Source organism: Herbaspirillum sp. BH-1, from assembly GCF_002870055.1.
In the GTDB taxonomy this organism is placed as follows: domain Bacteria; phylum Pseudomonadota; class Gammaproteobacteria; order Burkholderiales; family Burkholderiaceae_D; genus Herbaspirillum; species Herbaspirillum frisingense.
On the sequence record NZ_PKOI01000013.1, the window covers coordinates 112,731 to 136,264 of the forward strand.

At 64.8% G+C, this 23,534-nt stretch carries 25 protein-coding genes; 8 read left to right on the forward strand and 17 right to left on the reverse strand.

Annotated features, from left to right (window positions below; translation table 11 throughout):
• Window positions 1-24: 24 nt before the first annotated feature.
• The 3 genes from ftsX to ftsY are packed head-to-tail and all read right to left on the reverse strand — an operon-like array spanning window position 25 to window position 2,835.
• Window positions 25-948, reverse strand: a complete 924-nt coding sequence (ftsX, locus tag HBH1_RS17235; RefSeq protein WP_102663726.1) for a permease-like cell division protein FtsX — start codon at window positions 946-948, stop codon at window positions 25-27.
• A complete protein-coding gene (locus tag HBH1_RS17240; protein ID WP_006461527.1) occupies window positions 945-1,637 on the reverse strand; it encodes a cell division ATP-binding protein FtsE in 693 nt (230 codons plus the stop codon). The genes ftsX and HBH1_RS17240 overlap by 4 nt, the downstream gene beginning before the upstream one ends.
• 4 nt (window positions 1,638-1,641) lie before the next feature.
• Window positions 1,642-2,835, reverse strand: a complete 1,194-nt coding sequence (gene ftsY, locus HBH1_RS17245) for a signal recognition particle-docking protein FtsY (protein WP_102663727.1) — start codon at window positions 2,833-2,835, stop codon at window positions 1,642-1,644.
• A 168-nt stretch (window positions 2,836-3,003) separates the two neighbouring features.
• Here ftsY and HBH1_RS17250 point away from each other — a divergent pair, with 168 nt between their 5' ends.
• The 7 genes from HBH1_RS17250 (at window position 3,004) to HBH1_RS17280 (ending at window position 9,091) form a co-directional block, all read left to right on the forward strand.
• Window positions 3,004-4,383, forward strand: coding sequence for a M16 family metallopeptidase (locus HBH1_RS17250; protein WP_102663728.1), 1,380 nt, complete (start codon window positions 3,004-3,006; stop codon window positions 4,381-4,383).
• 55 nt (window positions 4,384-4,438) lie between these two features.
• Window positions 4,439-5,095, forward strand: coding sequence for a ParA family protein (locus HBH1_RS17255; protein ID WP_102663729.1), 657 nt, complete (start codon window positions 4,439-4,441; stop codon window positions 5,093-5,095).
• Between the two features lie 26 nt (window positions 5,096-5,121).
• Entirely contained in the window at window positions 5,122-6,456 is a 1,335-nt protein-coding gene (locus HBH1_RS17260; protein ID WP_199181611.1) for a M16 family metallopeptidase, read from the forward strand.
• A 30-nt stretch (window positions 6,457-6,486) separates the two neighbouring features.
• Window positions 6,487-7,149, forward strand: coding sequence for a 16S rRNA (guanine(966)-N(2))-methyltransferase RsmD (rsmD, locus tag HBH1_RS17265; protein WP_102663731.1), 663 nt, complete (start codon window positions 6,487-6,489; stop codon window positions 7,147-7,149).
• Between the two features lie 36 nt (window positions 7,150-7,185).
• The gene (gene coaD, locus HBH1_RS17270; RefSeq protein WP_006461533.1) at window positions 7,186-7,668 is read left to right on the forward strand and encodes a pantetheine-phosphate adenylyltransferase; all 483 of its coding nucleotides are present in this window, start codon (window positions 7,186-7,188) and stop codon (window positions 7,666-7,668) included.
• Window positions 7,669-7,731: 63 nt separating this feature from the next.
• Window positions 7,732-7,992 (forward strand): YfhL family 4Fe-4S dicluster ferredoxin, encoded by a 261-nt coding sequence (locus tag HBH1_RS17275; RefSeq protein ID WP_102663732.1) that lies wholly within the window; start codon window positions 7,732-7,734, stop codon window positions 7,990-7,992.
• Between the two features lie 211 nt (window positions 7,993-8,203).
• Window positions 8,204-9,091 (forward strand): DMT family transporter, encoded by an 888-nt coding sequence (locus HBH1_RS17280; RefSeq protein ID WP_102663733.1) that lies wholly within the window; start codon window positions 8,204-8,206, stop codon window positions 9,089-9,091.
• Here HBH1_RS17280 and HBH1_RS17285 read toward each other — a convergent pair whose 3' ends face one another.
• From HBH1_RS17285 to HBH1_RS17350, 14 genes are all read right to left on the reverse strand, one after another.
• Window positions 9,092-10,210 carry a GGDEF domain-containing protein gene (locus HBH1_RS17285; RefSeq protein ID WP_102663734.1) on the reverse strand — a complete coding sequence of 373 codons (1,119 nt, stop codon included), beginning with the start codon at window positions 10,208-10,210 and terminating at the stop codon, window positions 9,092-9,094.
• 190 nt (window positions 10,211-10,400) lie between these two features.
• Window positions 10,401-11,333, reverse strand: a complete 933-nt coding sequence (locus HBH1_RS17290; protein WP_102663735.1) for a class I SAM-dependent methyltransferase — start codon at window positions 11,331-11,333, stop codon at window positions 10,401-10,403.
• Between the two features lie 230 nt (window positions 11,334-11,563).
• On the reverse strand, window positions 11,564-12,352 hold the full coding sequence (locus tag HBH1_RS17295) for an enoyl-CoA hydratase-related protein (protein WP_102663736.1): 789 nt from the start codon (window positions 12,350-12,352) through the stop codon (window positions 11,564-11,566).
• Entirely contained in the window at window positions 12,352-13,557 is a 1,206-nt protein-coding gene (pcaF, locus tag HBH1_RS17300; protein WP_102663737.1) for a 3-oxoadipyl-CoA thiolase, read from the reverse strand. The genes HBH1_RS17295 and pcaF overlap by 1 nt, the downstream gene beginning before the upstream one ends.
• Window positions 13,558-13,594: 37 nt before the next feature.
• A complete protein-coding gene (gene paaK / locus HBH1_RS17305; RefSeq protein ID WP_102663738.1) occupies window positions 13,595-14,956 on the reverse strand; it encodes a phenylacetate--CoA ligase PaaK in 1,362 nt (453 codons plus the stop codon).
• A 109-nt stretch (window positions 14,957-15,065) separates the two neighbouring features.
• Entirely contained in the window at window positions 15,066-15,548 is a 483-nt protein-coding gene (paaI, locus tag HBH1_RS17310) for a hydroxyphenylacetyl-CoA thioesterase PaaI (protein WP_102663739.1), read from the reverse strand.
• Window positions 15,541-17,013: a 3-hydroxyacyl-CoA dehydrogenase gene (locus HBH1_RS17315; RefSeq protein ID WP_233207644.1), complete on the reverse strand. Its 1,473-nt coding sequence runs from the start codon at window positions 17,011-17,013 to the stop codon at window positions 15,541-15,543. Before HBH1_RS17315 ends, paaI begins: the two co-directional genes overlap by 8 nt.
• Window positions 17,014-17,140: 127 nt before the next feature.
• Window positions 17,141-17,941 (reverse strand): 2-(1,2-epoxy-1,2-dihydrophenyl)acetyl-CoA isomerase PaaG, encoded by an 801-nt coding sequence (gene paaG / locus HBH1_RS17320; protein WP_006461543.1) that lies wholly within the window; start codon window positions 17,939-17,941, stop codon window positions 17,141-17,143.
• Window positions 17,942-17,974: 33 nt separating this feature from the next.
• Window positions 17,975-19,045 carry a 1,2-phenylacetyl-CoA epoxidase subunit PaaE gene (gene paaE / locus HBH1_RS17325; protein ID WP_102663741.1) on the reverse strand — a complete coding sequence of 357 codons (1,071 nt, stop codon included), beginning with the start codon at window positions 19,043-19,045 and terminating at the stop codon, window positions 17,975-17,977.
• A 57-nt stretch (window positions 19,046-19,102) separates the two neighbouring features.
• Window positions 19,103-19,672: a 1,2-phenylacetyl-CoA epoxidase subunit PaaD gene (gene paaD, locus HBH1_RS17330; RefSeq protein WP_272901286.1), complete on the reverse strand. Its 570-nt coding sequence runs from the start codon at window positions 19,670-19,672 to the stop codon at window positions 19,103-19,105.
• Window positions 19,669-20,421 carry a 1,2-phenylacetyl-CoA epoxidase subunit PaaC gene (gene paaC, locus HBH1_RS17335; RefSeq protein WP_102663742.1) on the reverse strand — a complete coding sequence of 251 codons (753 nt, stop codon included), beginning with the start codon at window positions 20,419-20,421 and terminating at the stop codon, window positions 19,669-19,671. Before paaC ends, paaD begins: the two co-directional genes overlap by 4 nt.
• A 13-nt stretch (window positions 20,422-20,434) precedes the next feature.
• Window positions 20,435-20,719, reverse strand: coding sequence for a 1,2-phenylacetyl-CoA epoxidase subunit PaaB (paaB, locus tag HBH1_RS17340; RefSeq protein ID WP_006461548.1), 285 nt, complete (start codon window positions 20,717-20,719; stop codon window positions 20,435-20,437).
• 94 nt (window positions 20,720-20,813) lie between these two features.
• Complete coding sequence (gene paaA, locus HBH1_RS17345; RefSeq protein ID WP_102663743.1) at window positions 20,814-21,800, reverse strand: 1,2-phenylacetyl-CoA epoxidase subunit PaaA; 987 nt, start codon at window positions 21,798-21,800, stop codon at window positions 20,814-20,816.
• 164 nt (window positions 21,801-21,964) lie between these two features.
• Window positions 21,965-22,567, reverse strand: coding sequence for a phenylacetic acid degradation protein PaaY (locus HBH1_RS17350; protein WP_102663744.1), 603 nt, complete (start codon window positions 22,565-22,567; stop codon window positions 21,965-21,967).
• A 342-nt stretch (window positions 22,568-22,909) separates the two neighbouring features.
• On the opposite strand from HBH1_RS17350, the gene HBH1_RS17355 reads away from it, so the two are divergent.
• Window positions 22,910-23,530, forward strand: coding sequence for a TetR/AcrR family transcriptional regulator (locus HBH1_RS17355; RefSeq protein ID WP_102663745.1), 621 nt, complete (start codon window positions 22,910-22,912; stop codon window positions 23,528-23,530).
• Window positions 23,531-23,534: the final 4 nt, after the last annotated feature.

Consider the following 23,534-nt stretch of genomic DNA (forward strand, 5'->3'; position numbering starts at 1 on the left):
GATCTGGAGGGGCCAGGAACAGCCTCAAGCCTTGCGGGCCAGCTGCCGATGCACCGACAGCATCGCCCCGAACAGGCCCAGCAGGGCGCTCACCGCCAGCAGCAGGGCGATGGCCATGGGGCTGGGCAGGGCCAGCTGGAATTCCGACGCATACAGGTGCGCGAAATCGAGGATGGCCGCATTGAGCGGTTGCTGTGCCGCCACCACCAGCCCCAGCGCAACCAGTCCGGCGCATCCGCCCAGCAGGGCGCCGGTGTAATAGAAGGGCCGGTAGATGAAGGAATTGGTCGCCCCGAACAGGCGCGACACCTCGATCTCGTCGCGCTGCGTCATCACCTGCAGGCGGATCGTATTGAACACCACCGCCACCACCACCGCACCCAGCGTGATGCCGAGGAACAGCAGCACCAGCCGCAGGATGCGCAGCAACGCCGCCAGCCGCTTGACCCATTCCGAGTCGATCTGCACCGTATCCACGCCGGCCTGCTTCTTCAGCTGCTGCGCGATGTCATCGACGCGGCCGGCATTCATGGCGTTCTCGAAGCCCGGCAGGCGCACCACGAAGCTGTCCGGCAGCGGATTGCTGCCCAGGGTATTGAGCACATCGGCCAGGCCGGTCTTGCTCTTCAAGGCATCGAAGGCCTTTTCGCGCGGGATGAACTCGACCTTGCCGTTGGTGTTGCCGTCCTTCAACACCTGGTTGATGGTCTTGCCCACTGCCAGTGCAGCATCGCGGCTGGCCTCGGGTTTCATGAAGATGCTGATTTCCGGCTCCACCGACATCTGGTCCGAGATCGGGCGCACGTTTTCCAGCGCCGACAGGCCCGCGAAGGGCAGCGCCAGCGCAATCGAGACCACCAGCACGTTGAGCACGAAGTTGCCCGGCGAGCGCAGCAGGTGGCGCAAGGCGTCGGCAATGGCGGCGAAATGCTGTCTCAACCAGTTCATGGCGATACCTCCACCGGATTGGCCACGCCGTTGTGCCAGCCATCGACAATGCGGCCACGGTCCAGGTAGACGATGCGGTCGGCACCGGTCAGGAATTGCTCATCATGGGTCGAGATCAGGCAGGTCACGCCCACGCCATGGAAGGATTTCAGGGCCGCCAGCACCTTGTTGGCATTGGCGCGGTCCAGGTTGGCCGTCGGTTCGTCGGCCAGGATGATCTGCGGACGGTTGACGATGGCCCGTGCAATGGCCACCCGCTGCTGCTCGCCACCGGACAGTTCCAGCGGTTCGCACATGGCCTTGCCCAGCAGGTCCACCTTGTCCAGCGCGGCGCGGGCGCGCTTTTCGGCGTCCTGGCGCGAGGAACCGGTGACGATCAGCGGCAGCATCACGTTGGCCAGCAGGTTGCGGTCCAGCAGCAGCTTCTGCTGCTGGAAGATCAACCCCAGATTGCGGCGCAGGTAGGGCAGGCCGGAAGCCTTGATGCCACCGATGTCGGTGCCGTTGACGCTCAGCTTGCCCGCCGTGGGGCGCTCGATGGCCGCGATCATCTTCAGCAGCGTCGATTTGCCGGCGCCCGAAGGGCCGGCCAGGAAGATCAATTCGCCCTTCTTTACCGACAGCGTGATGTCGCGCAGGGCGTAGACCTCGCGCGCGTATTGCTTGGAAACCCGGGTAAATTCAATCATCAGTTCAGCTCAGGAGGGCATCGACGAATTCGGTGGCGTTGAATGGTTGCAGGTCTTCGATCTTTTCGCCCACGCCGATGAAATACAGCGGCACCGGGCGGGTCTTGGCGATGGCCGCCAGGATACCGCCCTTGGCGGTGCCGTCCAGCTTGGTCACCACCAGGCCGGTCAGCCCCAGCGCATCATCGAAGGCCTTGACCTGGGCCAGCGCATTCTGGCCGGTGTTGCCGTCGATGACCAGCAGCACTTCATGAGGGGCCGAGCTCATCGCCTTGGCAATGACCCGCTTGATCTTCTTGAGTTCATCCATCAGGTGCAATTGCGTGGGCAGGCGGCCGGCGGTATCGACCATCACCACATGCGTACCGCGCGCCTGCGCCGAATGCACCGAGTCATAGGCCACCGCGGCCGGATCACCGGATTCCTGCGCGATCACCTGCACATTGTTGCGCTCGCCCCAGACCGCCAGCTGCTCGCGGGCGGCGGCGCGGAAGGTGTCGCCGGCGGCCAGCAGTACCGACTGTCCATGAGCCTGCAGGTGCAAGGCCAGCTTGCCGATGGTCGTGGTCTTGCCGGCACCGTTGACGCCGGCGATCATCATCACCAGCGGTTTGTCGCGGCCCAGCACCAGTGGACGCTGCAGCGGTTGCAGCAGGTCGATCAGCAGCGTGCGCAAGGCGGTACGCACCTGGGCGGCTTCGGTCAGGCGCTCGGCCTTGACCTTCTTCTTCAGTTCGTCCAGCAGCCACTGGGTGGCCTCGACACCGGCGTCCGATACCAGCAGTGCCGATTCCAGTTCTTCGTAGAGATCGTCATCGATGCGCGCTCCCACGAACAGGGTGGTGAGATTGCTGGACGTCTTGGACAGCCCCGCCTTCAGGCGCGACAGCCAGGAACGCTTGACCTCCGGTTCCGGCTCGGGCGCGGCGACGATTTCGACTTCCTCTTCGACCGCATCCTCGATGGGCAGGACCGCCTCGGGCAGCACTGGCGGCGCAGGGGCCACGGTAGGCGCCGCTACCGGCGCGACTGCGGGCGCAGACACCGTCGGCGCGGGTGCAACGGGAGCAGCAGGTGAGACGGGGGCTGCCGGTACGGGCTCTACCGGAGTGGGAGCCGGCTGCGGCGCCGCTTCGGGCTGGGGCGGCAGCGCGGGCTGCGCTTCCGGTTTGGGTTTTCTCTTGAAGAAACTGAACATCGGATGGCGATAGGCTGGATTCGGGCTGCGGCCGGGGCGGGAAGGCGGGAGGGGAGGCGCGCATGGCTGTCCTGACAACCGCAGTGGACAGGTTACAATTGCCCTTCCACAAGCCCCGCGCATGGCCGCCAGGGTCAATGAATCCAGCATTTTATCAGAGCACAGCCCATGAATTTGAAGATCAGAGCCCTTCTCGCCACTGCCCTCTTCAGCCTGCTGGCCGGTGGCGTCACCCCGGCACAGGCCGAGCCGGCACGCGAATTCGTGCTCGGCAATGGCATGAAGGTGGTGGTCAAGGAAGACCGGCGCGCGCCCACGGCGGTGCAGATGGTCTGGTACAAGGTCGGTGCGGTCGACGAGTTCAACGGCACCACCGGTGTCTCCCACGCGCTGGAACACATGATGTTCAAGGGCACCCGCAACCATAAGGTGGGCGAGTTCAGCCGCCTGGTGGCCGAACTGGGCGGGCAGGAAAATGCCTTCACTGCCAATGACTACACCGCCTACTTCCAGCAGATCGAGAAGAGCCACCTGGAAAAGGTCATGGCCCTGGAAGCCGATCGCATGGCCAACCTGCAATTCGACGCCAACGAATTCGCCAAGGAAATCCGCGTCATCATGGAAGAGCGCCGCTGGCGCACCGATGACCAGCCCATGGGCCTCCTGAATGAAGCCCTCAACGCCGCCGCCTGGACCGCCCATCCCTACCACCATCCGGTGATCGGCTGGATGGATGACCTGCAGCACATGACAGTGCAGGACATCGCCAGCTGGTACCGCCAGTGGTATGCCCCCAACAACGCCACCCTGGTGGTGGCCGGTGACGTCGATGCCCAGCGCGTGCTGGCGCTGGCCAAGAAGTATTTCGGCAAGATTCCCTCCCACGCCCTGCCACGCGGCAGGCCGCAGAACGAACCCCAGCAGATCGGCATGCGCCGCGTCACCGTCAAGGCGCCGGCCGAGAATCCCTATGTGGTGATGGCCTGGAAGGTGCCGGCCCTGCGCCAGGTGGAGCAGGACCAGGAAGCCTATGCCCTGGACGTGCTCTCGGCCGTGCTGGATGGCTATGACAACGCCCGCCTCACCGCGCAGCTGGTGCGCACCAGCAACCAGGCCACCTCCGTGGGCGCCAGCTACAGCGGCGTGGCACGTGGCCCGGTACTGTTCACGCTGGAAGGCAGCCCGGCCAATGGCGTCACCACCGAACAACTGGAAACCCTGCTGCGGGCCGAAGTCACCCGCATCGCCAGCGAGGGCGTCTCCGAACAGGAACTGCAGCGCGTGAAGACCCAGCTGATCGCCTCCCAGGTCTACAAGCGCGACTCCGTCTTTGGCCAGGCCATGGAAATCGGCATGCTGGAAACCGTCGGACTGGGCCAGAAGAACATCGACCGCATCATCGATCGCCTCAACAGCGTGACCGCCGCCCAGGTGCAGGAAGTGGCCCGCAAGTACTTCACGGACGACACCCTGACCGTGGCCACGCTGGTGCCGCTGCCGCTGGACGGCAAGAAGCCCGCGCCGCCACCGGCAGGGCTGTTGCACTGAGGCGCGTGCTGCCAGCGGTCACCGAGAGTCTTCCCAGTCCTTGCCGGAGGAAAACATGCCCGTCATCGTCGTCGCCAACCCCAAAGGGGGTGTCGGCAAGACCACCCTGGCCACCAACCTGGCCGGCTATTTCGCTAGCCAGGGCCATGGCGTCCTGCTGGGGGATATCGACCGCCAGCAGTCTTCACGCGCCTGGCTCGCCATCCGCCCTGAGCAGGCCCGTCCGATTGCCACCTGGGAAGTCAATGAAGACTACGTCGCCAAGCCCCCCAAGGGAACCAGCCACGTCGTGCTCGATACCCCGGCCGGGCTGCACGGCTGGCGCCTCAACGACGCCCTCAAGCTGGCCGACAAGGTACTGGTGCCGTTGCAGCCCTCGATCTTCGACATCCTCGCCACCCAGGACTTCCTGCGGCGGCTGGCCAGTGAAAGGGCGGTGCGCGAAGGCGAGATCGACGTCGGCATCGTCGGCATGCGGGTCGATGCCCGTACCCGCTCGGCCGAGCAGCTGCAGCGCTTCATCGAGGGCTTGAAGCTACCGGTGCTGGGTTATCTGCGCGACACCCAGAACTACGTCCAGCTGGCCGCGCACGGCCTGACGCTGTGGGATATCGCCCCGTCCCGGGTACAGCGCGATCTGGAGCAATGGCAGCCCATCCTGCAGTGGCTGACCAGCGCCAAGGGCAATGAACAAGATGCACAACGCGGATGATCCGCAGGTTTCGATTCCAGGCTTCCATGAAAAAATACTTAGGTTTTCTCCTCCTTCCGCTGAGCTTGCTGAGCAGCGCCCCTGCTTCGGCCGCCCTGGCCATCCAGTCGTGGACCCAGCCCGACGGCGCCCGCGTACTGTTCGTGGCCAACCAGTCCATCCCCATGCTGGACGTGAGCGTGCAATTCGACGCCGGCCAGCGCCGTGATCCCGCCGTCAAGGCTGGCCTGGCCGAACTGACCGTGGCCAGCCTCACGCGTGGCGTGGATGCTGGCCAGGGTGCTGAGGGCGCCGATGCTGCCCTGTCCGAAGCGCAGATCCTGGATGGCTTCGCCGATGTCGCCGCCCAGCAGCAGGGTGGGGCCGGCCAGGACCGCGCCGGTGTGAGCCTGCGCACCCTGTCTGCCCCGGCCCAGCGTGACGTCGCATTACGCCTGCTGGCGCGCATGCTGGCCCATCCCAGCTTCCCGCAGGCCGGGCTGGATCGCGACAAGGCACTGGCCATCGCCAACATCAAGGAAGAACTGACCAAACCTGAAGCCATCGCCGAAAAAGCCTTCATGCAAGCGGCCTATGGCACGCACCCCTACGCCGTCGACGCGGGCGAAGCCAGCCTGCAGGCCATCACCCGTGATGACCTGGTGGCCTTCCACCGCGCCCATTACGTGGCCAATCGGGCCGTCATCGCCCTGATCGGCGATATCACCGAAGCCCAGGCCCGTGCCATTGCCAGCGCACTCACCCGTCAGTTGCCGCAGGGCGCACCTTTGCCGGCGCTGCCACCGGTGCTCACGCCTAAAGGGGGAGAAACGCGTATCGCCCATCCGGCCTCGCAATCCCATATCCTCATCGGCGCCCCGGCCCTGCAGCGTGGCGACAATGATTTCTTCGCGCTGACGGTGGGCAACTATGTGCTGGGCGGCGGCGGTTTCGTCTCGCGCCTGACCGACGAAGTGCGTGAAAAGCGCGGACTGAGCTACAGCGTCTATAGCGGCTTCTCGCCACTGGCCCAGCCCGGCCCCTTCCAGATCGGCCTGCAGACCAAGAAGGAACAGACCGCCGAAGCATTGCGCGTGACCCGCGCCACGCTCGACAAATTCCTCCAGGACGGCCCCACCGCCGCCGAGCTCAAGGCCGCCAAGGACAACCTGGCCGGCGGTTTCGCGCTGCGCATCGACAGCAACGCCAAGCTGCTGGAAAACCTCTCCGTCATCGGCTTCTACGGCCTGCCACTGGATTACCTGGATCACTGGATCGAACGCGTCCGCGCCGTCACCGTGCAGGACGTGCGCGCCGCCTTCCGCCGCCATGTGCAGCCGGCGCAGCTGTCCACGGTCATCGTCGGTGACGACGCCCAATAGAGGCTCAATAAGCAAGCTGCAAGGAAAGTCATGAGCAAGAGCAGTCCCCCCAAGTCCGCCCCACAGGGCAAGCCGCGCAAGCCCGTCAACCGCGGCCCGCACCAGGTCCGCATCATCGGCGGCCAGTGGAAGCGCACCCCAATGCCGGTGCTGGACGCCGAAGGTCTGCGGCCCACGCCGGACCGCGTGCGCGAAACCGTCTTCAACTGGATCACCCACCTGATCGATGGCGACTGGGCCCAGGTGGCCTGCCTGGACCTGTTCGCCGGCTCCGGCGCCCTTGGTTTCGAGGCCGCCAGCCGTGGCGCGCGTCGCGTGGTGATGGTGGAAAACAGCAGCCCGGCGGTACGCCAGCTGGAAGCCAATCGCGACAAGCTCAAGGCCGACGCCATCGCCATCCTGCGCGGCGACGCCCTGGCGGCTGCCCAGAATGCGGCCCAGCGCGAGCCCGGCGGCTACAGCCTGGTGTTCATCGACCCGCCGTATCACCAGGGCTGGCTGGAAAAAGTGTTGCCTGCCTGCATGACTTTGCTTACGCCGTCGGGGCTGGTCTATGCCGAAGCCGAATTCCCGCTCGACGGCGACGATGCCCCGGCGTGGATGCAAGACTGGGAAGTGGTCCGCGCCGACAAGGCCGGCATGGTCTTCTATCATTTATTGCAACGCAAAAGCAGTGCCCGAATTGAGGCATAATGCGCCTTCTGATTGAATAGCCGGTGAGGAGACACCATGGTCACAGCTGTATATCCAGGGACATTCGATCCGTTGACGCGTGGGCATGAGGACCTGGTCCGCCGCGCTTCCGGATTGTTCGACAAGCTGGTCGTGGGCGTAGCCGACAGCAAAAACAAGAAACCCTTCTTTTCGCTCGAAGAGCGTCTGTCGATCGCCAATGAAGTGCTGGGCCACTATCCCAATGTCCAGGTGGAGAGTTTCTCCGGCCTGCTGAAGGATTTCGTGCGCCAGAACAATGCCCGCGTCATCGTGCGGGGCCTGCGCGCGGTATCCGACTTCGAATATGAATTCCAGATGGCGGGGATGAACCGCTACCTGCTGCCGGACGTCGAGACACTGTTCCTGACGCCCTCCGACCAGTACCAGTTCATCTCCGGCACCATCGTGCGCGAGATCGCGCAGCTGGGCGGCGACGTCTCCAAGTTCGTCTTTCCTTCGGTCGAGAAATGGCTCAAGGAAAAGATCGCCAAGCAATAAGGCCAGGCGATCCACAAGAGGTAAAGGTAGGGCAATGATGTTTCAAGCAAGCGAGGTGCGGCAATGGCACTGATGATTACCGACGATTGCATCAACTGCGACGTCTGCGAACCGGAATGCCCCAACGAGGCCATCTACATGGGTCCGCAGATCTACGAGATCGATCCGGACAAGTGTACCGAGTGCGTCGGTCACTTCGAGGAGCCGCAGTGCCAGCAGGTCTGCCCGGTGGCCTGCATCCCCTTCAACCCGGCCTGGCGTGAAAGCCGCGAGCAGTTGATGGAAAAGTACGAGCGCCTGCAGGCCGGGGCCAAGGCTTCCTGATTCCATTCCCGCCGTCCTTTCCGAGATGCCGTTCAGTGTCGCGCTGAACGGCATTTTGGTTTTGTGGATGCGCTTGGAAAACACCATAGGCCAGGCTTGATACCGGCTATCGGCAGGCACAGATCGGCTCCGGTGCAGAAAATGCCAGACTCGCTCCAGCCTCAGATTCATCCGCCCGGTATTCATCCACCCGGCTTCATCCTGCTACAACATGCATTCACTGCAAAAATCCGCCGTCGCCGCACTGCTGCTCAATTCCACCCTCTGGGGCCTGTCCTGGACCGGCACGCGCGCGCTGGAGGGCATGGGCCTGCATCCGGTGTGGGCCACGGCCGCCATCTTCAGCGCCTGCGCACTGCTGCTGGTGCTGCTGCGCTGGCGTGAGCTGCCGCGACTGTGGCGCCACCCGACGCTGTGGTGCGTGGGCCTGGCCACGGGCCTGACCAACTGTTCCTTCAACGTTGCGGTGGCCTATGGCGACGTGGTGCGGGTGATCCTGCTGTTCTACCTGATGCCGATCTGGACCGTGATCCTGGCGCGCCTGTTCCTGCACGAAGCCATCACCCCGCGCTCCCTGGCCCGGGTGGCGCTGGGCCTGGGCGGCGCCTTCATCGTGCTCTATCAGCCGCGCCTGGGCCTGCCGCTGCCGCAGAGCCTGCCGGACTGGATGGCCGTGCTCTCCGGTCTGCTGTTTGCCATCACCAACGTCTTGCTGCGGCGCCTGCACGGACTTTCCGATGGCGCCCGCGCCGTCTCCATGCTGGCCGGTAGCGGTGTATTGGCGGGTCTGTTGGGTGTGGGGTTGTCCCTGGCCGGCATGATCGCCTGGCCGCTGCACGTGCCGTTGGCCGCGTGGCCGGTGGTGGGACTGTGGGCAGTGCTGTTCCTGGTATCGAACCTATGTCTGCAATATGGGGTGGCGCGCCTGCCGGCCAACATCACAGCCGTGATCATGCTGGCCGAAATCCTGGTGGCCAGCAGTTCGGCCTGGGTGCTGGGGGCGGCCGGCCTGCGTGCGCAGGACATCGTGGGCGGCATCCTTATTCTGGCCGCGCCCTGGATCGTGCGCGACCGCCGGCCTGCCGTGCAGCCGGCCTGATCAGTCCGCCGGCGCCAGCATCACGCGGTTGCGGCCGGCTTCCTTGGCCTGGTACAGCGCCTGGTCGGCCGCCTTGAGCATGGCCTGCTTGACCTCGCCCGCCGGCCGGCTGCGATCCGGTGGCGACAGCGAGGCCGCGCCGATGGAGGCACTGATCCTCAAGGGATCGCGCGAGCCCTCGATCATGATTCCCCGGCTGCAGACACCGGCGCGGATGCGCTCGGCGATGCGGGCCGCATCGTCACGGGTGGCATGCGTGAGCAGCACCACGAATTCCTCGCCGCCGAAGCGCCCCAGCGCATCCGACAGGCGCAGCTCCTTCTTGATCCGCGCCGCCACCTCGCGCAGCACATCGTCGCCGCTCTGATGCCCGAACTGGTCGTTGACCCGCTTGAAATGGTCGATGTCGATGAACAGGCAGGACAGGGCCGAGCGGTCGCGCTGGCTGCGCGCCACTTCTTCCTGCATGCGTTGTTCGATGTAGCGGCGGTTGTTCACGCCGGTCAGCGGATCGGTCAGGCCGATGTGCTTCAGGCGTTCATTGTTGATGACGTTTTCCAGGCAGACCGCGGCAATGGTGGCCAGCCGTTCGATGAAATCGGTGGCCAGCGAACGGGTGAATCGTTCGCCATAGGCACTGCCCAGCGACAGGTAGCCCAGCAGCCGGTGCTGGCGCACCAGCGGCAGCACCGCCACGCTGACCGGCTGGTAGTGCGGGAACAGCGGGCCGTGCAGCGCCGCCACGTATTCGCCCAGGCGCGGCTTGTCCTCGGGCAGGGCATGCTGGTCATCGATGAAGGCCAGCGGACGCGTCAGGAACAGCAGCTTGGGGAATTCGTTCACGCCGATCTGCAGGTCGCGCAGGATGCGCTGGATCGCATAATCGCCGTCGATCAACGACAGGGTCACCGTCTCCAGGCTGAACACGCCCGGCATCACGGTCAGCATCACATCGATCAGTTCGCGGAATTCGCTGGCGCCGATCAGCTTGAGGTCGAACGCCTGATGGCGCTCGATGATGGACTGGTTGATGTGTGCCTGCTGCAGCAGGTCCTGCAGTTCTGCCCGCAGTTGTTCGTTGTCGGCAATCAGCGATTCCATAGCGATGGTCGATCTCATGTGCTCATCTGCATTTTCCGGCACCCGGCCGGCCCCTTGCCCTGACCGGTCACCCGGCCTCCCAGCGGCCGGTTGCGCTTGTGGCGGCCGGCCTTGCTCTCATGCAATATATCGACAGCATCGGCACCGGCTTGATGCCGCCGCGCCTGATTTTTTACCAGCAAGAAACGTTCCTGTCCCGGCTGCCTGCTCAGGCCGCCTGCGGCGCGAAGAAGCGTGTCCCCATCTCATCCAGGCCCAGCGTGCGCAACACCTCCTGCAGGCGCTCGGCCGGACGGCGGCGCGGCAGGTCGCGGTATTGGGCGATGATCAATTCATTCTTCATCGAATGTTCCCAGCCCACCAGTTCGGTCACGCTGACCTTGTAGCCATGCGCTTCCAGCTGCAGGCAGCGCAGCACATTGGTGACCTGGCTGCCGAATTCGCGGGTATGCAACGGATGGCGCCAGATTTCGGTCAGCGAATTGGCCAGCGACTTGCCCTTGTTGCGGTTCAGGACCGAGGCCACCTCGGCCTGGCAGCACGGCACCAGGACGATGAATTTCGCCTGTTTGGCCAGCGCGAAATGGATGGCGTCGTCGGTGGCGGTGTCGCAGGCATGCAGGGCGGTCACCACGTCGATGCGCTCCGGCAGGCTGGGCGAGCTGATCGAATCGGCCACCGACAGGTTGAGGAAGGACATGCCGCCAAAACCCAGACGTGCCGCCAGGTCCTCGGACTTGCGCACCAGTTCTTCGCGGGTCTCGATGCCGTAGATGCGCGGCGCACCGGCCAGCGCCTTGAAGAACAGGTCGTACAGGATGAAACCGAGGTAGGACTTGCCCGCGCCATGGTCCACCAGGCTCACGTCCGGATGGTCGGCCAGCACTTCCTGCAGCAGCGGTTCGATGAACTGGTAGAGGTGATAGACCTGCTTGAGCTTGCGGCGGCTGTCCTGGTTCAGCTTGCCGTCGCGGGTCAGGATGTGCAGTTCCTTGAGCAGTTCGATGGACTGGCCGGGACGGATCTCATGCGCCTGCGGCGCAGTGTCGGCATGGCCGGTGGCATTGGCTGCACCGGCGGCGTCGGCGGGTTTGCCCCGGCGCTTGTCGCGGCCGGGGGCGCTGGGGGCTTGCTTGCTCATGGTGCTGCACTGGCGAAGAGCCGGCGCGGAGCCGGCGGGTTGGTATCGGGGCGGGACGGGTGGCGCGCGTGCGGGTACAAGTGCAAGTCCAACAAGTGCGCAGCCAGGGCCTGCCGTGGCCGGGCATTTTACCCGATCCCGATGTCAAGCTCGTGAAGTGTCGTCGCCGCGCCAGGCCTGTTGCCAGGCTGCAAACATCCGCGCCAAGGGTCTGCCGACTGGCGGTGAATTCAGCGGCCGCTGAACACCGCTGCGCGTTTCTGCTGGAAGGCCGCAATGCCCTCCTGGCGATCGGCACTGGCCGCCATCAGGGAAAAGGACTTGCGCTCCAACAGCAGCCCGGCCTCCAGCCCCAGTTCGAAGGATTGCAACATGGCCTCCTTGGCCAGGCGCACCGCCAGCGGCGATTTCTGCGCAATGGTGGTGGCCAGCGCCAGGGTGCGGCCCAGGGTGTCGGCATCGTCCACCACCTCGGCCACCAGCCCGGCGCGCAGGGCCTCCTCGGCCGCGATGAATTCACCAGACAGCACCATCTTCATCGCCAGCGGCTTGCCCACCGTGCGGATCAGGCGCTGCGTGCCACCGGCGCCGGGCAGGGTGCCGACATTGATTTCCGGCTGGCCGATGCGGGCGCCGCGCCCGGCGATGGCGATGTCGGCATGCATCAGCAGTTCACAGCCGGCCCCCAGCGCATAGCCGTTCACCGCTGCCAGCAGGGGCTTGGGAAAACGGGCGATGGCGCGCCAGTATTGGGTGCGTACATCAAGCTGGGTGGCGATGGCGTCCTTCTGGATCATTTCGTTGAGATCGGCGCCGGCAGCGAAGGCCTGCTCGTTGCCACTGATCACCACGGTCCGCACGCTGTCGTCAATTTCGGCGCGTGCCAGTTCGCCAGCGATTTCCCGCAGGCTCTGGTTGCGCAGGGCATTGCGCAGCGCCGGCCGGTTCAGGCGCAGATGCAGCACGTGCGGCCCATGCCGTGCCACCAGGATGTCTTCCGGTTCTGGTTGCACCGACATCAGGCCACCCTCTCGATCACCAGCGCGATCCCTTGCCCCACGCCGATGCACATGGTGCAGAGCGCATAGCGGCCGCCGCTGCGTTCCAGCTGGTTGATGGCCGTGGTCACCAGACGCGCACCCGAAGCGCCCAGCGGATGGCCGATGGCGATGGCGCCGCCATTCGGGTTGACGTGGGCGGCATCGTCCGGCAGGCCGAGCGCACGCATCACGGCCAGCCCCTGTGCGGCAAAGGCTTCGTTGAGTTCGATCACATCCATCTGCGCCAGCGTCAGGCCCACTTGCGCCAGCACCTTGCGCACCGCCGGTGCCGGGCCGAAGCCCATGATCCGTGGTGCCACCCCGGCACTGGCCATGCCCAGCACGCGGGCGCGTGGCCGCATGCGGTAGCGGTCGACCGCCTTGGCCGAGGCCAGCAGCAGCGCGCAGGCACCGTCGTTGACGCCGGACGCATTGCCGGCCGTGACCGTGCCATCGGGCCGCACCACGCCCTTGAGTCGGGACAGCGTCGCCAGCGTGGTCTCGGGGCGCGGATGTTCGTCGGTAGCCACGAGCAGCGGATCGCCCTTCTTCTGCGGGATCGCCAGCGGCGCAATCTCTCCCGCGAAGAAGCCGTTCGCCTGCGCCGCAGCCCAGCGTTGCTGGCTGCGCAGGGCGAAGGTGTCCTGGTCGGCGCGAGCGATACCGAATTCCTCGGCCACGTTCTCGGCCGTCTCCGGCATGGAGTCGATGCCGTGTAATGCCTGCATCAGCGGATTGACGAAACGCCAGCCGATGGTGGTGTCGAAGATTGCCGCGCTACGCGAGAAGGCAGTGTCGGCCTTGCCCATCACGAAGGGTGCGCGCGTCATGCTCTCCACGCCACCGGCGATCATCAACTGCACCTCGCCGGAGCGGATGGCGCGGGCGGCCATGCCCACCGCATCCAGGCTGGAGCCGCACAGGCGGTTGATGGTGGTACCCGGTACCTCCAGTGGCAGGCCCGCCAGCAGCCCCGCCATGCGGGCCACGTTGCGGTTGTCCTCGCCAGCCTGGTTGGCGCAACCGTAGAGGATGTCGTCGACCTGGCTCCAGTCCACGCCGGGATTGCGCGCCATCAGGCTGCGTATCGGTGCGGCAGCCAGGTCGTCGGCGCGCACCGCGCCCAATGCGCCGCCGTAGCGGCCGAAGGGTGTGCGGATGGCGTCACAGATGAATGCGTCCATGTGTTTTCTCGTCGCTTGTGTCGTGAAGTTGCGGGGTTCAGGCCGGCACGGCCGGGGAAGAGGTGGCCGCTCCCAAGGCGGGCGCGCCCTCGTTCTTCCTGCGGTTGTCGATCACGCGCCGGGCCTTGCCCACCGAGGAGCGTTCGATCATGCCCGCCGGCACCACGGTGACCTTGGTGGAGATGCCCACATAGGTCTTGATGCTGTGCTGCAGCTCCTTCTCCAGTGCCTCCACATGTTCGATGGAGGCATCCTCGCGCAGTTCGGCGAAGACGCACATGCTGTCCATGTGACCATGGCGCTCGATCTGCAACTGGTATTGCGGCGCCAGTTGCGGCAGCTTCAGGATCAGCTCCTCGATCTGGGTCGGGAACACATTCACCCCGCGGATGATGAGCATGTCATCCGAACGCCCGGTGATCTTGCCGATGCGGCGCATCGAGCGCGAGGTCGGCGGCAGCAGGCGCGTCAGGTCACGGGTGCGATAGCGGATCATGGGCAGCGCCTCCTTCGACAGCGAGGTAAAGACCAGTTCGCCCTCCTCGCCATCGGGCAGCACTTCGCCGGTATCGGGATCGATGATTTCCGGATAGAAGTGGTCTTCCCAGATCACCGGGCCATCCTTGCTCTCGATGCATTCGCTGGCCACGCCCGGCCCCATCACCTCCGACAGGCCATAGATGTCCACCGCATCGATGCCGGCACGTTGCTGGATTTCACCGCGCATGGCATCGGTCCAGGGCTCGGCACCGAAGATGCCGACCCGCAGCGAACTGGCCGCCGGGTCCAGACCCTGGCGCTGGAATTCCTCGATCACGTTGAGCATGTAGGAGGGCGTGACCATGATGATGCTGGGCTTGAAGTCGCGGATCAGCTGCACCTGCTTCTCAGTCTGGCCGCCCGACATGGGGATGACGGTGCAGCCCAGTTTTTCCGCACCGTAGTGGGCACCCAGGCCGCCCGTGAACAAGCCGTAGCCATAGGAAATCTGCACGATGTCACCACGCCGGCCGCCGGCTGCCCGGATCGAGCGCGCCACCACGGTGGCCCAGGTATCGATGTCATTGCGCGTATAGCCGACTACCGTGGGCTTGCCGGTGGTACCACTGGAAGCATGCACCCGCACCACCTGCTCGCGCGGCACCGCGAACAGGCCGAAGGGATAGTGGTCGCGCAGGTCCTGCTTGCCGGTGAAGGGGAAACGGGCCAGGTCCGCCAGGCTCTTCAGGTCGTCCGGATGCACGCCGGCCTGGTCGAAGGCGTGGCGATAGTGCGGCACATTGTCGTAGGCATGCCGGAGCGACCACTTCAAACGCTGCAGTTGCAGCGCCTGCAGCTCGTCGCGGCTGGCGGTCTCGATGGCGTCCAGCTCGCCGGGTTGGGGATTGCGGGTGGTCATGCTCGTCTCCAGTCTCGTTGTCATTGTTCGGGATGTTCTGGTTCTGGTGGTGCGGTGGTGCTGCCGTAGATGCGGCTGTCGGTGGGGCCGTAGGTGCGACCGGGTGGGGTCAAGGCGCGGCGTGCAGGCCGGTGATCACCTCCCCCTTGATGCGATAGGACTTGCCCCGGAACAGCGCGATCAGCTTGCCGTCTTGGTTGTTCACGGTGATGTCGTAGACACCGGTACGCCCGCTCAGCGAGCGTTCCTGCGCTTCGGCGGTCAGCACATCGTTGCGCAGGGCCGGCGCCACGTACTCGATGCTGCACCCCGATGCCACGGTGTTGAGGTTACGGCTGTTGCAGGCAAACGCAAAGCAGCTGTCGGCCAGTGCAAAGATGAAGCCGCCATGGCAGGTGGCATGGCCGTTGAGCATGTCGCTGCGCACCAGCATGCTCATGCGTGCGCGGCCCGGCGCGATGGCCAGGATCTTCATGCCCAGTCCCTGGGAAGCGTTGTCACGCGGGTACATGGCCTGGACCGTGGCCTCGGCCAGGGTTTGCGGGTCCGGCCCGGTGTCCGGGGTGCAGGTGGAAAGTGCGGTCTCATTCATGGAATTTCCTCTTTGCGGCTTGCAGGCGTTGCAGCAGCGGCGAGACGCGGTAGCGGTCCTCGCCATAGGTGGCGCTGAGCCGTTGCAGCACCTTGACCACGTTATCCACACCGATCGCATTGGCCCATTCCAGCGGTCCAAGCGGATAGTTCAAGCCCTTCTGCATGGCCATGTCGGCGTCGGCGGCGCTGCACACGCCCTGGTTGACGGCATCGGCGGCTTCGTTGATCAGCATGCAGACGGTGCGCATGACGATCATCCCCGGCACATCGTCCATCGGCGAGAGTGCGAAGCTGCAGGCCTGCAATACCCCGGCCACGGCCTGATAGGCGCGCGGGCTGCACTGGTCGGACCGGGTCACCGCCAGCCGGCTGGTGGTGGCATAGTCCAGCGCCAGGTCCACCAGCACCACGTCAGGCATGTCGTAGTCGTAGGATTGCTGGGTGGCGGTGCGCCCTTCGGTGACGTACAGCCGTCCGGGGCCAGCCTTCAGGAGCAGGTTGTCGGCGCGTGCCCCATGGTATTCAATGCGGCCCTTCTTGTAGCGCTTCCGGATGACTTCCACCAGCGGATGGGGGCCGAAGATCTGCAGTGCCACCGGAGGCACGCTGCAAGTCAATTCGTCGTCGATCGGAGGTGGTACGTGCTCCGGACCGTGGTGATAGAAACCGCGCCCGGTCTTGCGGCCGAGATACCCCGCATGCACCAGTTCCTGCTGGATCAGCGACGGTGTGAAGCGCGGATCATTGAAGCAGGCCTGGAACACCGATTGGGTGACCGCGAAATTGACATCGTGGCCGATCAGGTCCATCAGCTCGAACGGCCCCATGCGAAAACCACCGGATTCACGCATCACGGCATCGATGGTGGCCGGCCGGGATGCCCGCTCGTTGAGGACCCGCAGGCCTTCGGCGTAATATGGACGGGCCAGGCGATTGACGATGAAGCCTGGCGTGGAACTGGCAAACACCGGCGTCTTGCCCCAGGCGAGGGCGGTGTCGTGCACGCATTGCACCGCGGCGGCGTCGCTGGCCAGGCCGCGGATGACTTCCACCAGCTCCATCTGCGGCACCGGGTTGAAGAAATGCATGCCGACCAGGCGTTGCGGGTGGCGCAGGGAGGCGGCGATGCGCGTGATCGAGATCGACGAGGTATTGCTGGCCAGGATGCATTCCGGGCTGACGATGTCTTCCAGCTTGCCGAACAGTTCCTGCTTGGCCGGCAACTGCTCGACGATGGCTTCGATCACCAGCCCGGCACAGGCCAGTTCCCGCAGAGACGTGGCCGGGGCCAGGCAGTCATTGGCCTTCTCGGCCTGCTCCCTGGTGATCTTTCCCCGGCTGGCCAGGCGGTCCAGGCCGAGGCGGATGCTGGCGATGGCACGGGCGCAGGCACCTTCGCCGCTGTCGTAGATCAGCACGGGGTGCCCGGCGGTGGCCGCGACCTGGGCGATGCCGGCGCCCATGGTGCCGCCGCCGACCACGGCAACGGTGGTGTCCACGGGTAGCGCCCGCGCTCCCGGTTGCGACTGTGGCGCCAGTCGCGACCGTTGCGTGACGCGTAGATATTTCGGTGTGCGTTCTGCCTCCATCTCACTGCCCCGTAAAGTGTGGCGCACGCTTTTCCTGGAAGGCGGCCACGCCCTCCCGGTAATCACGGCTATGGCCGAGGGTGCGCATGGTGTCGCGCTCCAGGTCCAGTTGCTGTTCCAGCGTGTGCGCCGGGCTACGGTACAGGGTGGCCTTGGTCGCGGCCAGACCCAGGGTAGGCGCGCTGGCGAAATGGCGGGCCATGGCGCGGGCCTGTTCCATCAGCTGTGCATCGTCCACGCATTTCCAGATCAGTCCCCATTGCTCGGCCTGTTCGGCGCTGATCTTCTCGCCCAGCAGCGCCATGCCCATGGCGCGCGCGGTGCCGACCAGGCGCGGCAGGAAATAGGTGCCGCCGGTATCGGGGATGAGTCCCAGCTTGCAGAACACTTCGACGAAGCTGGCCGAGCGTGCCGCGATCACGATATCGCAGGCCAGCGGCAGGTTGGCGCCGGCCCCCGCGGCGACGCCATTGACGGCGCAGATCACCGGAAAGCGCAGGGCGCGCAGCGATTTCACCAGCGGGGCGTAATACTGATCGATGGAGTGGCCCAGGTCGACGCCTGCGCTGCCTTCGTCACCGGGCTTGACGGCGCGGTCGCCCAGGTCCTGGCCGGCGCAGAAACCGCGTCCGGCGCCGGTCAGCAGCAGCACACGCACCTCGGGATCGGCTTTCAGCTTGTCGATGGCCTCGCGCAGTTCCAGATGCATCGCCACCGTGAAGCTGTTGAGCTTGTCGGGACGATTGAGGGTGATGACGGCGACGCCGTCCTGTTTCTCGAAGAGGATGGTTTGATAGCTCATGGCATGGAGGGAGGAGAGATCAGTGGGCCCGGATCAGTTGTCCTGGTCGAAGTCCAGCAACAGCTTGTCGGTGACCGGGAAGGACTGGCAGCTCAGGACGAAGCCACGGGCGATCTCGTAGTCTTCCAGCGCGTAGTTGGCGTCCATGTCGACCTTGCCCTCCACCACCTTGCAGCGGCAGGTGGCGCATACGCCGCCCTTGCAGGAGTGGCGCAGGTCGATGCCGCTCTTGAGGCCCGCTTCCAGCACCGACTCCTTTTCCTTGTCCATGGTGAAGACATTGTGGGTGCCGTCCACGATCACCGTCACCTCGCACTGGCTGCTGCCGATCACCGGGCGCGCTGCGTGGTTGCGCGCCGGCACGCTGGCGGCGAACAGTTCGGTCTTGATCTGCGACTTTGGCAGGCCGTGCGCCTGCAGCGATTCACCGATGGCGTCCACCATCTGCTGCGGGCCACACAGGAAGGCGGCGTCGATATCGTCCAGCCTGATCCAGGACGCCAGGAAGGCATCGCACTTGGCGCGATCGATGCGGCCATTGAACAGTTCCACATCCTGCTGCTCGCGGCTCATCACGTAGACCACGTTCAGGCGGTCCAGGTAGCTGTCCTTCAGATCGCTCAGTTCGTCCTTGAAGATCACCGAGGACGACGCCCGGTTGGCATAGACCAGCGTGAACCGGCTGCGCGGCTCGGTCAGCAGGGTGGTCTTGATGATGGACATCATCGGCGTGATGCCGCTGCCGGCGGCAAAGGCCAGGTAGTGCTTGCGGTTGGCCGCATCCAGCGGCACATTGAACTGCCCCATGGGCGGCATGACCTCGATCTGCTGGCCGGCCTGCAGGTGGTCATTGGCCCAATTGGAAAACAGCCCGCCCGGCGCGCGCTTGATGGCCACCCGCAGGCGCCTTTCCTGCACGGCCGAACAGATCGAGTAGGAGCGGCGCAGCTCCTCGCCATTGACCTGCGAGCGCAGCGTCAGGTGCTGGCCCGGCAGGTAGGAAAAGCTGTCCTGCAATTCGCCGGGAACGGCGAAGGAGACCACGATGGTGTCGCGCGTATCCTGCTTCACGCTGTCGATGGTCAGTGGATAGAATTTGCTCATGTTGTTGTGCCTTCTGTCATGTTCTGGGTGGGACCGGGTGCCACGCTGCGGTCCGGTTCAGTGGGCCTTGAAATAGTCGAATGGCTCGCGGCAGTCCTTGCACTGGTACAGCGCCTTGCACGAGGTCGAACCGAACTGGCTCACGCACACGGTCTGTGTCGATCCGCAGTGCGGGCAGGGCACTTTCGGCGCGGCGTGACGCTGCGGGCTGATACCGCCGATGTCGATCACCTGTTGTGCCGGCGGGGCGATGCCGTAGTGGTTGAGGTTGCGGCGGCCTTTCTCGCTCATCCAGTCGGTGTTCCACGCTGGTGCCAGCTGGGTGCGCACACTGACCTGGGCTACACCATGCTGCTGCAGCGTGCTCACGATGTCTGCCGCGATCACGCCCATGGCCGGGCAGCCGGAGTAGGTGGGCGTGATCACCACCGTGCAGTGCATCTGCTGCGCCGGGTCGTGCTGCAATTGCACCGCACGCACGATGCCCAGGTCGACCACCGAGATCGCCGGGATCTCGGGATCGGCGATCTGGTCCAGCCAGTGCCAGATCTGCGCTTGCAGCGCCTCCAGGTCGCTCTCCGCCTGCGCGGGAAGCGGCCTGGCCTGGATTGCCGGGCTCACGCTCACCACGCCGCTCCGGGATAGCTGCGCTGCAGGAACTGCATTTCCGCCAGCAGGTAGCCGAGATGTTCGGTATGCCGGCCCTGCTTGCCACCGCTCTGCATCCACAGTCCGGCCGCCGGGATGCGCAGGGTGGCCAGTTGCAGGACCTCGGTCACATGCTGCTGCCACTTCTGCTGCAGTTCATCCAGGGCAGGCGCCAGGCCCTGTTGCTGCATCGCCGTGTCCAGCGCGTCGGGCGTGAACAGTTCACCGGTGTACATCCACAGATCATCGATGGCGGCCTGCATGCGACGGTGGCTTTCCTCGGTGCCATCGCCCAGGCGGACCACCAGGTCCGTGCTACGGCGCACGTGATAGGTCACCTCCTTCAAGCATTTCTGGGCGATCTCGACGATGCGGGCATCGTCGGACTGGCACAGGCCCTGCAGCAGGAAGTAGTGCCACACATCGAACAGGAACTGGCGCGCCAGCGTATCGGCATAGCTGCCGTTAGGCAGCTCCACCAGCAGCAGGTTGTGGAACTGGTGGGCGTCGCGCAGGAAGGCCAGCTGGTCTTCGCTGCGGCCCTGTCCCTCCAGCTCGCCGGCATAGCTCAGCCACAGGCGGGCCTGGCCGATCAGGTCCAGCGAGACGTTGATCAGGGCCATGTCCTCTTCCAGCGCCGGCCCCTTGCCGCACCATTCGGAGAGGCGTTGCGAGAGCACCAGGACGTTGTCGCCCAGGCGTCGCACGTAATCGGTTTTGCTTGTCATGTCGGGCTCCGGTTCAGAGGTTCTTCAGTTCGGCCGGCATGGGAAAGAAGGTCGGGTGGCGATAGACCTTGCTGTTGGACGGCTCGAACAGCGGCGCCTTGTCACCCGGGCTGGAGGAGACGATGTCGGCGGCGCGCACCACCCAGATGCCCACGCCTTCGTTGCGGCGGGTGTAGACATCGCGGGCATTGTTGATGGCCATCTCGCCATCGGGGGCATGCAGGCTGCCGACGTGTTTATGGGCCAGACCGTGCTGGCTGCGGATGAAGACTTCCCAGAGAGGCCATTCCTTGCTCATGATCGATTTCCTTGTTGGCGGGCCGCGCAGGGGGCGGCCACTGGCATTGTTGTGAATTGAAGCGAAAGGGATTGAAGATCGGACAGTCGACGGATCAGGCGGCCTTGCGGGTGGCCTGTTTGTCGGCGTGCGCTACCAGGGCATCGCGGAACCAGGCACCGTCCTCGTAGGCCTGCCTGCGGGTGGACAGGCGCTCGCGGTTGCAGGGGCCATTGCCGCGCACGACGTTGTGGAATTCGTCCCAGTCGATCTGGCCGAAGTCGTAGCGACCGCGTTCTTCGTTCCACTTCAGATCGGGGTCGGGCACGGTCAGGCCCAGGTATTCGATCTGCGGAATGGTCTGGTCGACCATGCGCTGGCGCAGTTCATCATTGGAGAACAGCTTGATGCGCCACTGCATCGATTGCGCGCTGTGCACCGAGGTCGCATCGGACGGGCCGAACATCATCAGTGCCGGCCACCACCAGCGGTTCAGCGCGTCCTGCGCCATCTGCTTCTGCTCGGGGGTGCCACGACACAGCGCCAGCATGATGTCGTAGCCCTGGCGGGCGTGGAAGGATTCTTCCTTGCACACCCGCACCATGGCACGCGAGTAGGGACCGAAGGAACACCGGCACAGCGGAATCTGGTTGATGATGGCCGAGCCATCCACCAGCCAGCCGATGGCGCCCATGTCGGCCCAGTTCAGGGCCGGGTAGTTGAAGATGCTGGAATACTTGGCACGACCGGCGTGCAATTCGGCCAGCAGGTCTTCGCGGGATACACCTAAGGTCTCGGCGGCGCTGTACAGGTACAGGCCATGGCCGGCCTCGTCCTGGATCTTGGCCAGCAGGATGGCCTTGCGTTGCAGCGTGGGCGCACGCGTGACCCAGTTGCCCTCGGGCAGCTGGCCGACGATTTCCGAGTGCGCGTGCTGCGAGATCTGGCGTACCAGGGTCTTGCGATACGCCTCTGGCATCCAGTCCTTGGGCTCGATCTTGACGCCCGCATCGATGCGCGCCTGGAACGCCAGTTCTTCCGGCGACATCTCCTCGGCTTTGCGCACCTGGGTCAGGCCGGTGTCTACCATCTGTGCATACATGGTACTTCTCCGTGAAAGGGTTGCACGCTGAGCGACGGGCGAACGAGGTCCTGACCGCATTGGCCCGCTTCAGGTGGGTGAAACAGAAAAGCAAAAAAGCTGAAAAGCTGAAAAGCTGAAAAAACTGCTGAATCGAAAATCGTTAAAACTGTCCTGTCGCAGCGCTACGCGCGCCTGGCGGCGATCAAGGGCTGGACCCGGGGCGCGGCAAGCACCGGCCGGTTCTCCTCGATCTCGCTCAACGGGCTGACCTCGCGCAGACTGCGCAGGCTGCGCCGGGTCAGGTCGTGATACGTGCTGGTACCGGTCTGCTTCCAGGCCATCTCCTCGGGCGAGAGTTCGCGCACCACCTTGGCCGGCAGGCCAGCCACCAGCGTGCGCGGCGGCACCTGCATGCCGGCCCGTACGAAGGCACAGGCCGCCACGATGGCCTGCTCGCCCACCACCGCCTCATCCATGACCACTGCGTTCATGCCTACCAGCGCATCGCGTTGCACGGTGCAGCTGTGCAGCACCGCGCCGTGGCCGATGTGGCCGTTTTCCCCGACCACCGTGTCGTGACCGGGAAAGCCGTGGATCACGCAGGTGTCCTGCACATTGGCACCACGCTGCAGCACGATGCGACCGAAGTCGCCGCGCAGGCAGGCCGCCGGGCCGACATAGCAATCGGCACCGACGATGACGTCGCCGATCAATACCGCCGTGGGATGCACATAGGCCGTGGGGTCGACCACCGGAATCACATCTTCGATTGCATAGCTGGGCACCGCGTCTCCTTGTGCAGCGGCCCTTGCCGGGCTGCGCCGCCTTGTCGTTGCAGCGAAACTGGCTGGCTTGTCCGCTGCTTTCTTCCTGGCTGAAGGCGGGAAAAAAGCATTTGCCTGTCGCTGTTTTTTAGGGAATAATAATTTCGACCGACCGGTTGGTCAATAATGTTTTTGAAGTTTTTCCTGACCGGTATCGGAAAGTTTGGGATGCACCGATGGTCGGGCAGGGCAGCTGGAGAGGTCGGACGCTGTGCTGGTTGCAGATGTTGCGTAGATGTTTCGTAAGAGTTTTGATTTACGGCACAATCATGACTTTGCGGAAATATCGAAGAGGACGCACTTATGCCACGCAAGCGTGCAGCGGGATACGACAACCAGCGCGAGACCATCATCGAACAGGCGGCAGCCTTGTTCGCGCGCAACGGTTTCGCCGGCACATCGATGAATGAAGTGGCACTGGCATGTGGCCTGTCCAAGGCCTCGCTGTATCACTACTACACCGACAAGCATCAACTGTTGATGACCATCTGCGAAGGCCATATCGACCGCCTGTGCGCTCTGGTCGATGAAGTGGCCCAGCAGGACCTGCCACCCGAGCCACGCCTGCGCCTGCTGATCCAGCGCTTCGTGGAGGAATACCGCGACGCCCAGAACGAGCATCGCGTACTGACCGAGGACGTGCGCTTCCTGACGCCGGACGACCAGGAAAGCATCCTGGCCGGCGAACGCAAGGTGGTCAAGGCAGTGGCCGATGCCATGTGCGCGGTGCGCCCGGAGCTGGATCGCAGTCGCATGGCCAAGCCGCTGGCGATGCTTCTGTTCGGCATGATCAACTGGATGTTCATGTGGCTCAAGCCCGATGGCGAGCTGACCCATGAGCGCATGGCGGTGGTCGTGTCCGATCTGTTGTTCGGGGGTATCGGCGCCGTGGGCCTGGACGGCGTCCCCAGGAAGAAACGATGACGTG

Excerpts from the sequence above, each read along its gene's own strand:
- paaB (WP_006461548.1), bottom strand. The coding sequence starts at position 20,719 with ATGAGCAAGGAATGGCCTCTCTGGGAAGTCTTCATCCGCAGCCAGCAC.
- HBH1_RS17275 (WP_102663732.1), top strand. The coding sequence starts at position 7,732 with ATGGCACTGATGATTACCGACGATTGCATCAACTGCGACGTCTGCGAA.
- paaC (WP_102663742.1), bottom strand. The coding sequence starts at position 20,421 with ATGACAAGCAAAACCGATTACGTGCGACGCCTGGGCGACAACGTCCTG.
- HBH1_RS17295 (WP_102663736.1), bottom strand. The coding sequence starts at position 12,352 with ATGTCGGTGCAACCAGAACCGGAAGACATCCTGGTGGCACGGCATGGG.
- HBH1_RS17250 (WP_102663728.1), top strand. The coding sequence starts at position 3,004 with ATGAATTTGAAGATCAGAGCCCTTCTCGCCACTGCCCTCTTCAGCCTG.
- ftsX (WP_102663726.1), bottom strand. The coding sequence starts at position 948 with ATGAACTGGTTGAGACAGCATTTCGCCGCCATTGCCGACGCCTTGCGC.
- HBH1_RS17290 (WP_102663735.1), bottom strand. The coding sequence starts at position 11,333 with ATGAGCAAGCAAGCCCCCAGCGCCCCCGGCCGCGACAAGCGCCGGGGC.
- HBH1_RS17240 (WP_006461527.1), bottom strand. The coding sequence starts at position 1,637 with ATGATTGAATTTACCCGGGTTTCCAAGCAATACGCGCGCGAGGTCTAC.
- HBH1_RS17255 (WP_102663729.1), top strand. The coding sequence starts at position 4,439 with ATGCCCGTCATCGTCGTCGCCAACCCCAAAGGGGGTGTCGGCAAGACC.
- ftsY (WP_102663727.1), bottom strand. The coding sequence starts at position 2,835 with ATGTTCAGTTTCTTCAAGAGAAAACCCAAACCGGAAGCGCAGCCCGCG.
- coaD (WP_006461533.1), top strand. The coding sequence starts at position 7,186 with ATGGTCACAGCTGTATATCCAGGGACATTCGATCCGTTGACGCGTGGG.
- pcaF (WP_102663737.1), bottom strand. The coding sequence starts at position 13,557 with ATGGACGCATTCATCTGTGACGCCATCCGCACACCCTTCGGCCGCTAC.
- HBH1_RS17285 (WP_102663734.1), bottom strand. The coding sequence starts at position 10,210 with ATGAGATCGACCATCGCTATGGAATCGCTGATTGCCGACAACGAACAA.
- paaK (WP_102663738.1), bottom strand. The coding sequence starts at position 14,956 with ATGACCACCCGCAATCCCCAACCCGGCGAGCTGGACGCCATCGAGACC.
- rsmD (WP_102663731.1), top strand. The coding sequence starts at position 6,487 with ATGAGCAAGAGCAGTCCCCCCAAGTCCGCCCCACAGGGCAAGCCGCGC.
- HBH1_RS17315 (WP_233207644.1), bottom strand. The coding sequence starts at position 17,013 with ATGGGCGCCGGCATCGCCCAGGTCGCGGCCACCGCCGGGCACCCCGTG.
- paaA (WP_102663743.1), bottom strand. The coding sequence starts at position 21,800 with ATGTATGCACAGATGGTAGACACCGGCCTGACCCAGGTGCGCAAAGCC.
- HBH1_RS17355 (WP_102663745.1), top strand. The coding sequence starts at position 22,910 with ATGCCACGCAAGCGTGCAGCGGGATACGACAACCAGCGCGAGACCATC.
- HBH1_RS17260 (WP_199181611.1), top strand. The coding sequence starts at position 5,122 with ATGAAAAAATACTTAGGTTTTCTCCTCCTTCCGCTGAGCTTGCTGAGC.
- paaI (WP_102663739.1), bottom strand. The coding sequence starts at position 15,548 with ATGAATGAGACCGCACTTTCCACCTGCACCCCGGACACCGGGCCGGAC.
- HBH1_RS17280 (WP_102663733.1), top strand. The coding sequence starts at position 8,204 with ATGCATTCACTGCAAAAATCCGCCGTCGCCGCACTGCTGCTCAATTCC.
- paaE (WP_102663741.1), bottom strand. The coding sequence starts at position 19,045 with ATGAGCAAATTCTATCCACTGACCATCGACAGCGTGAAGCAGGATACG.
- paaG (WP_006461543.1), bottom strand. The coding sequence starts at position 17,941 with ATGAGCTATCAAACCATCCTCTTCGAGAAACAGGACGGCGTCGCCGTC.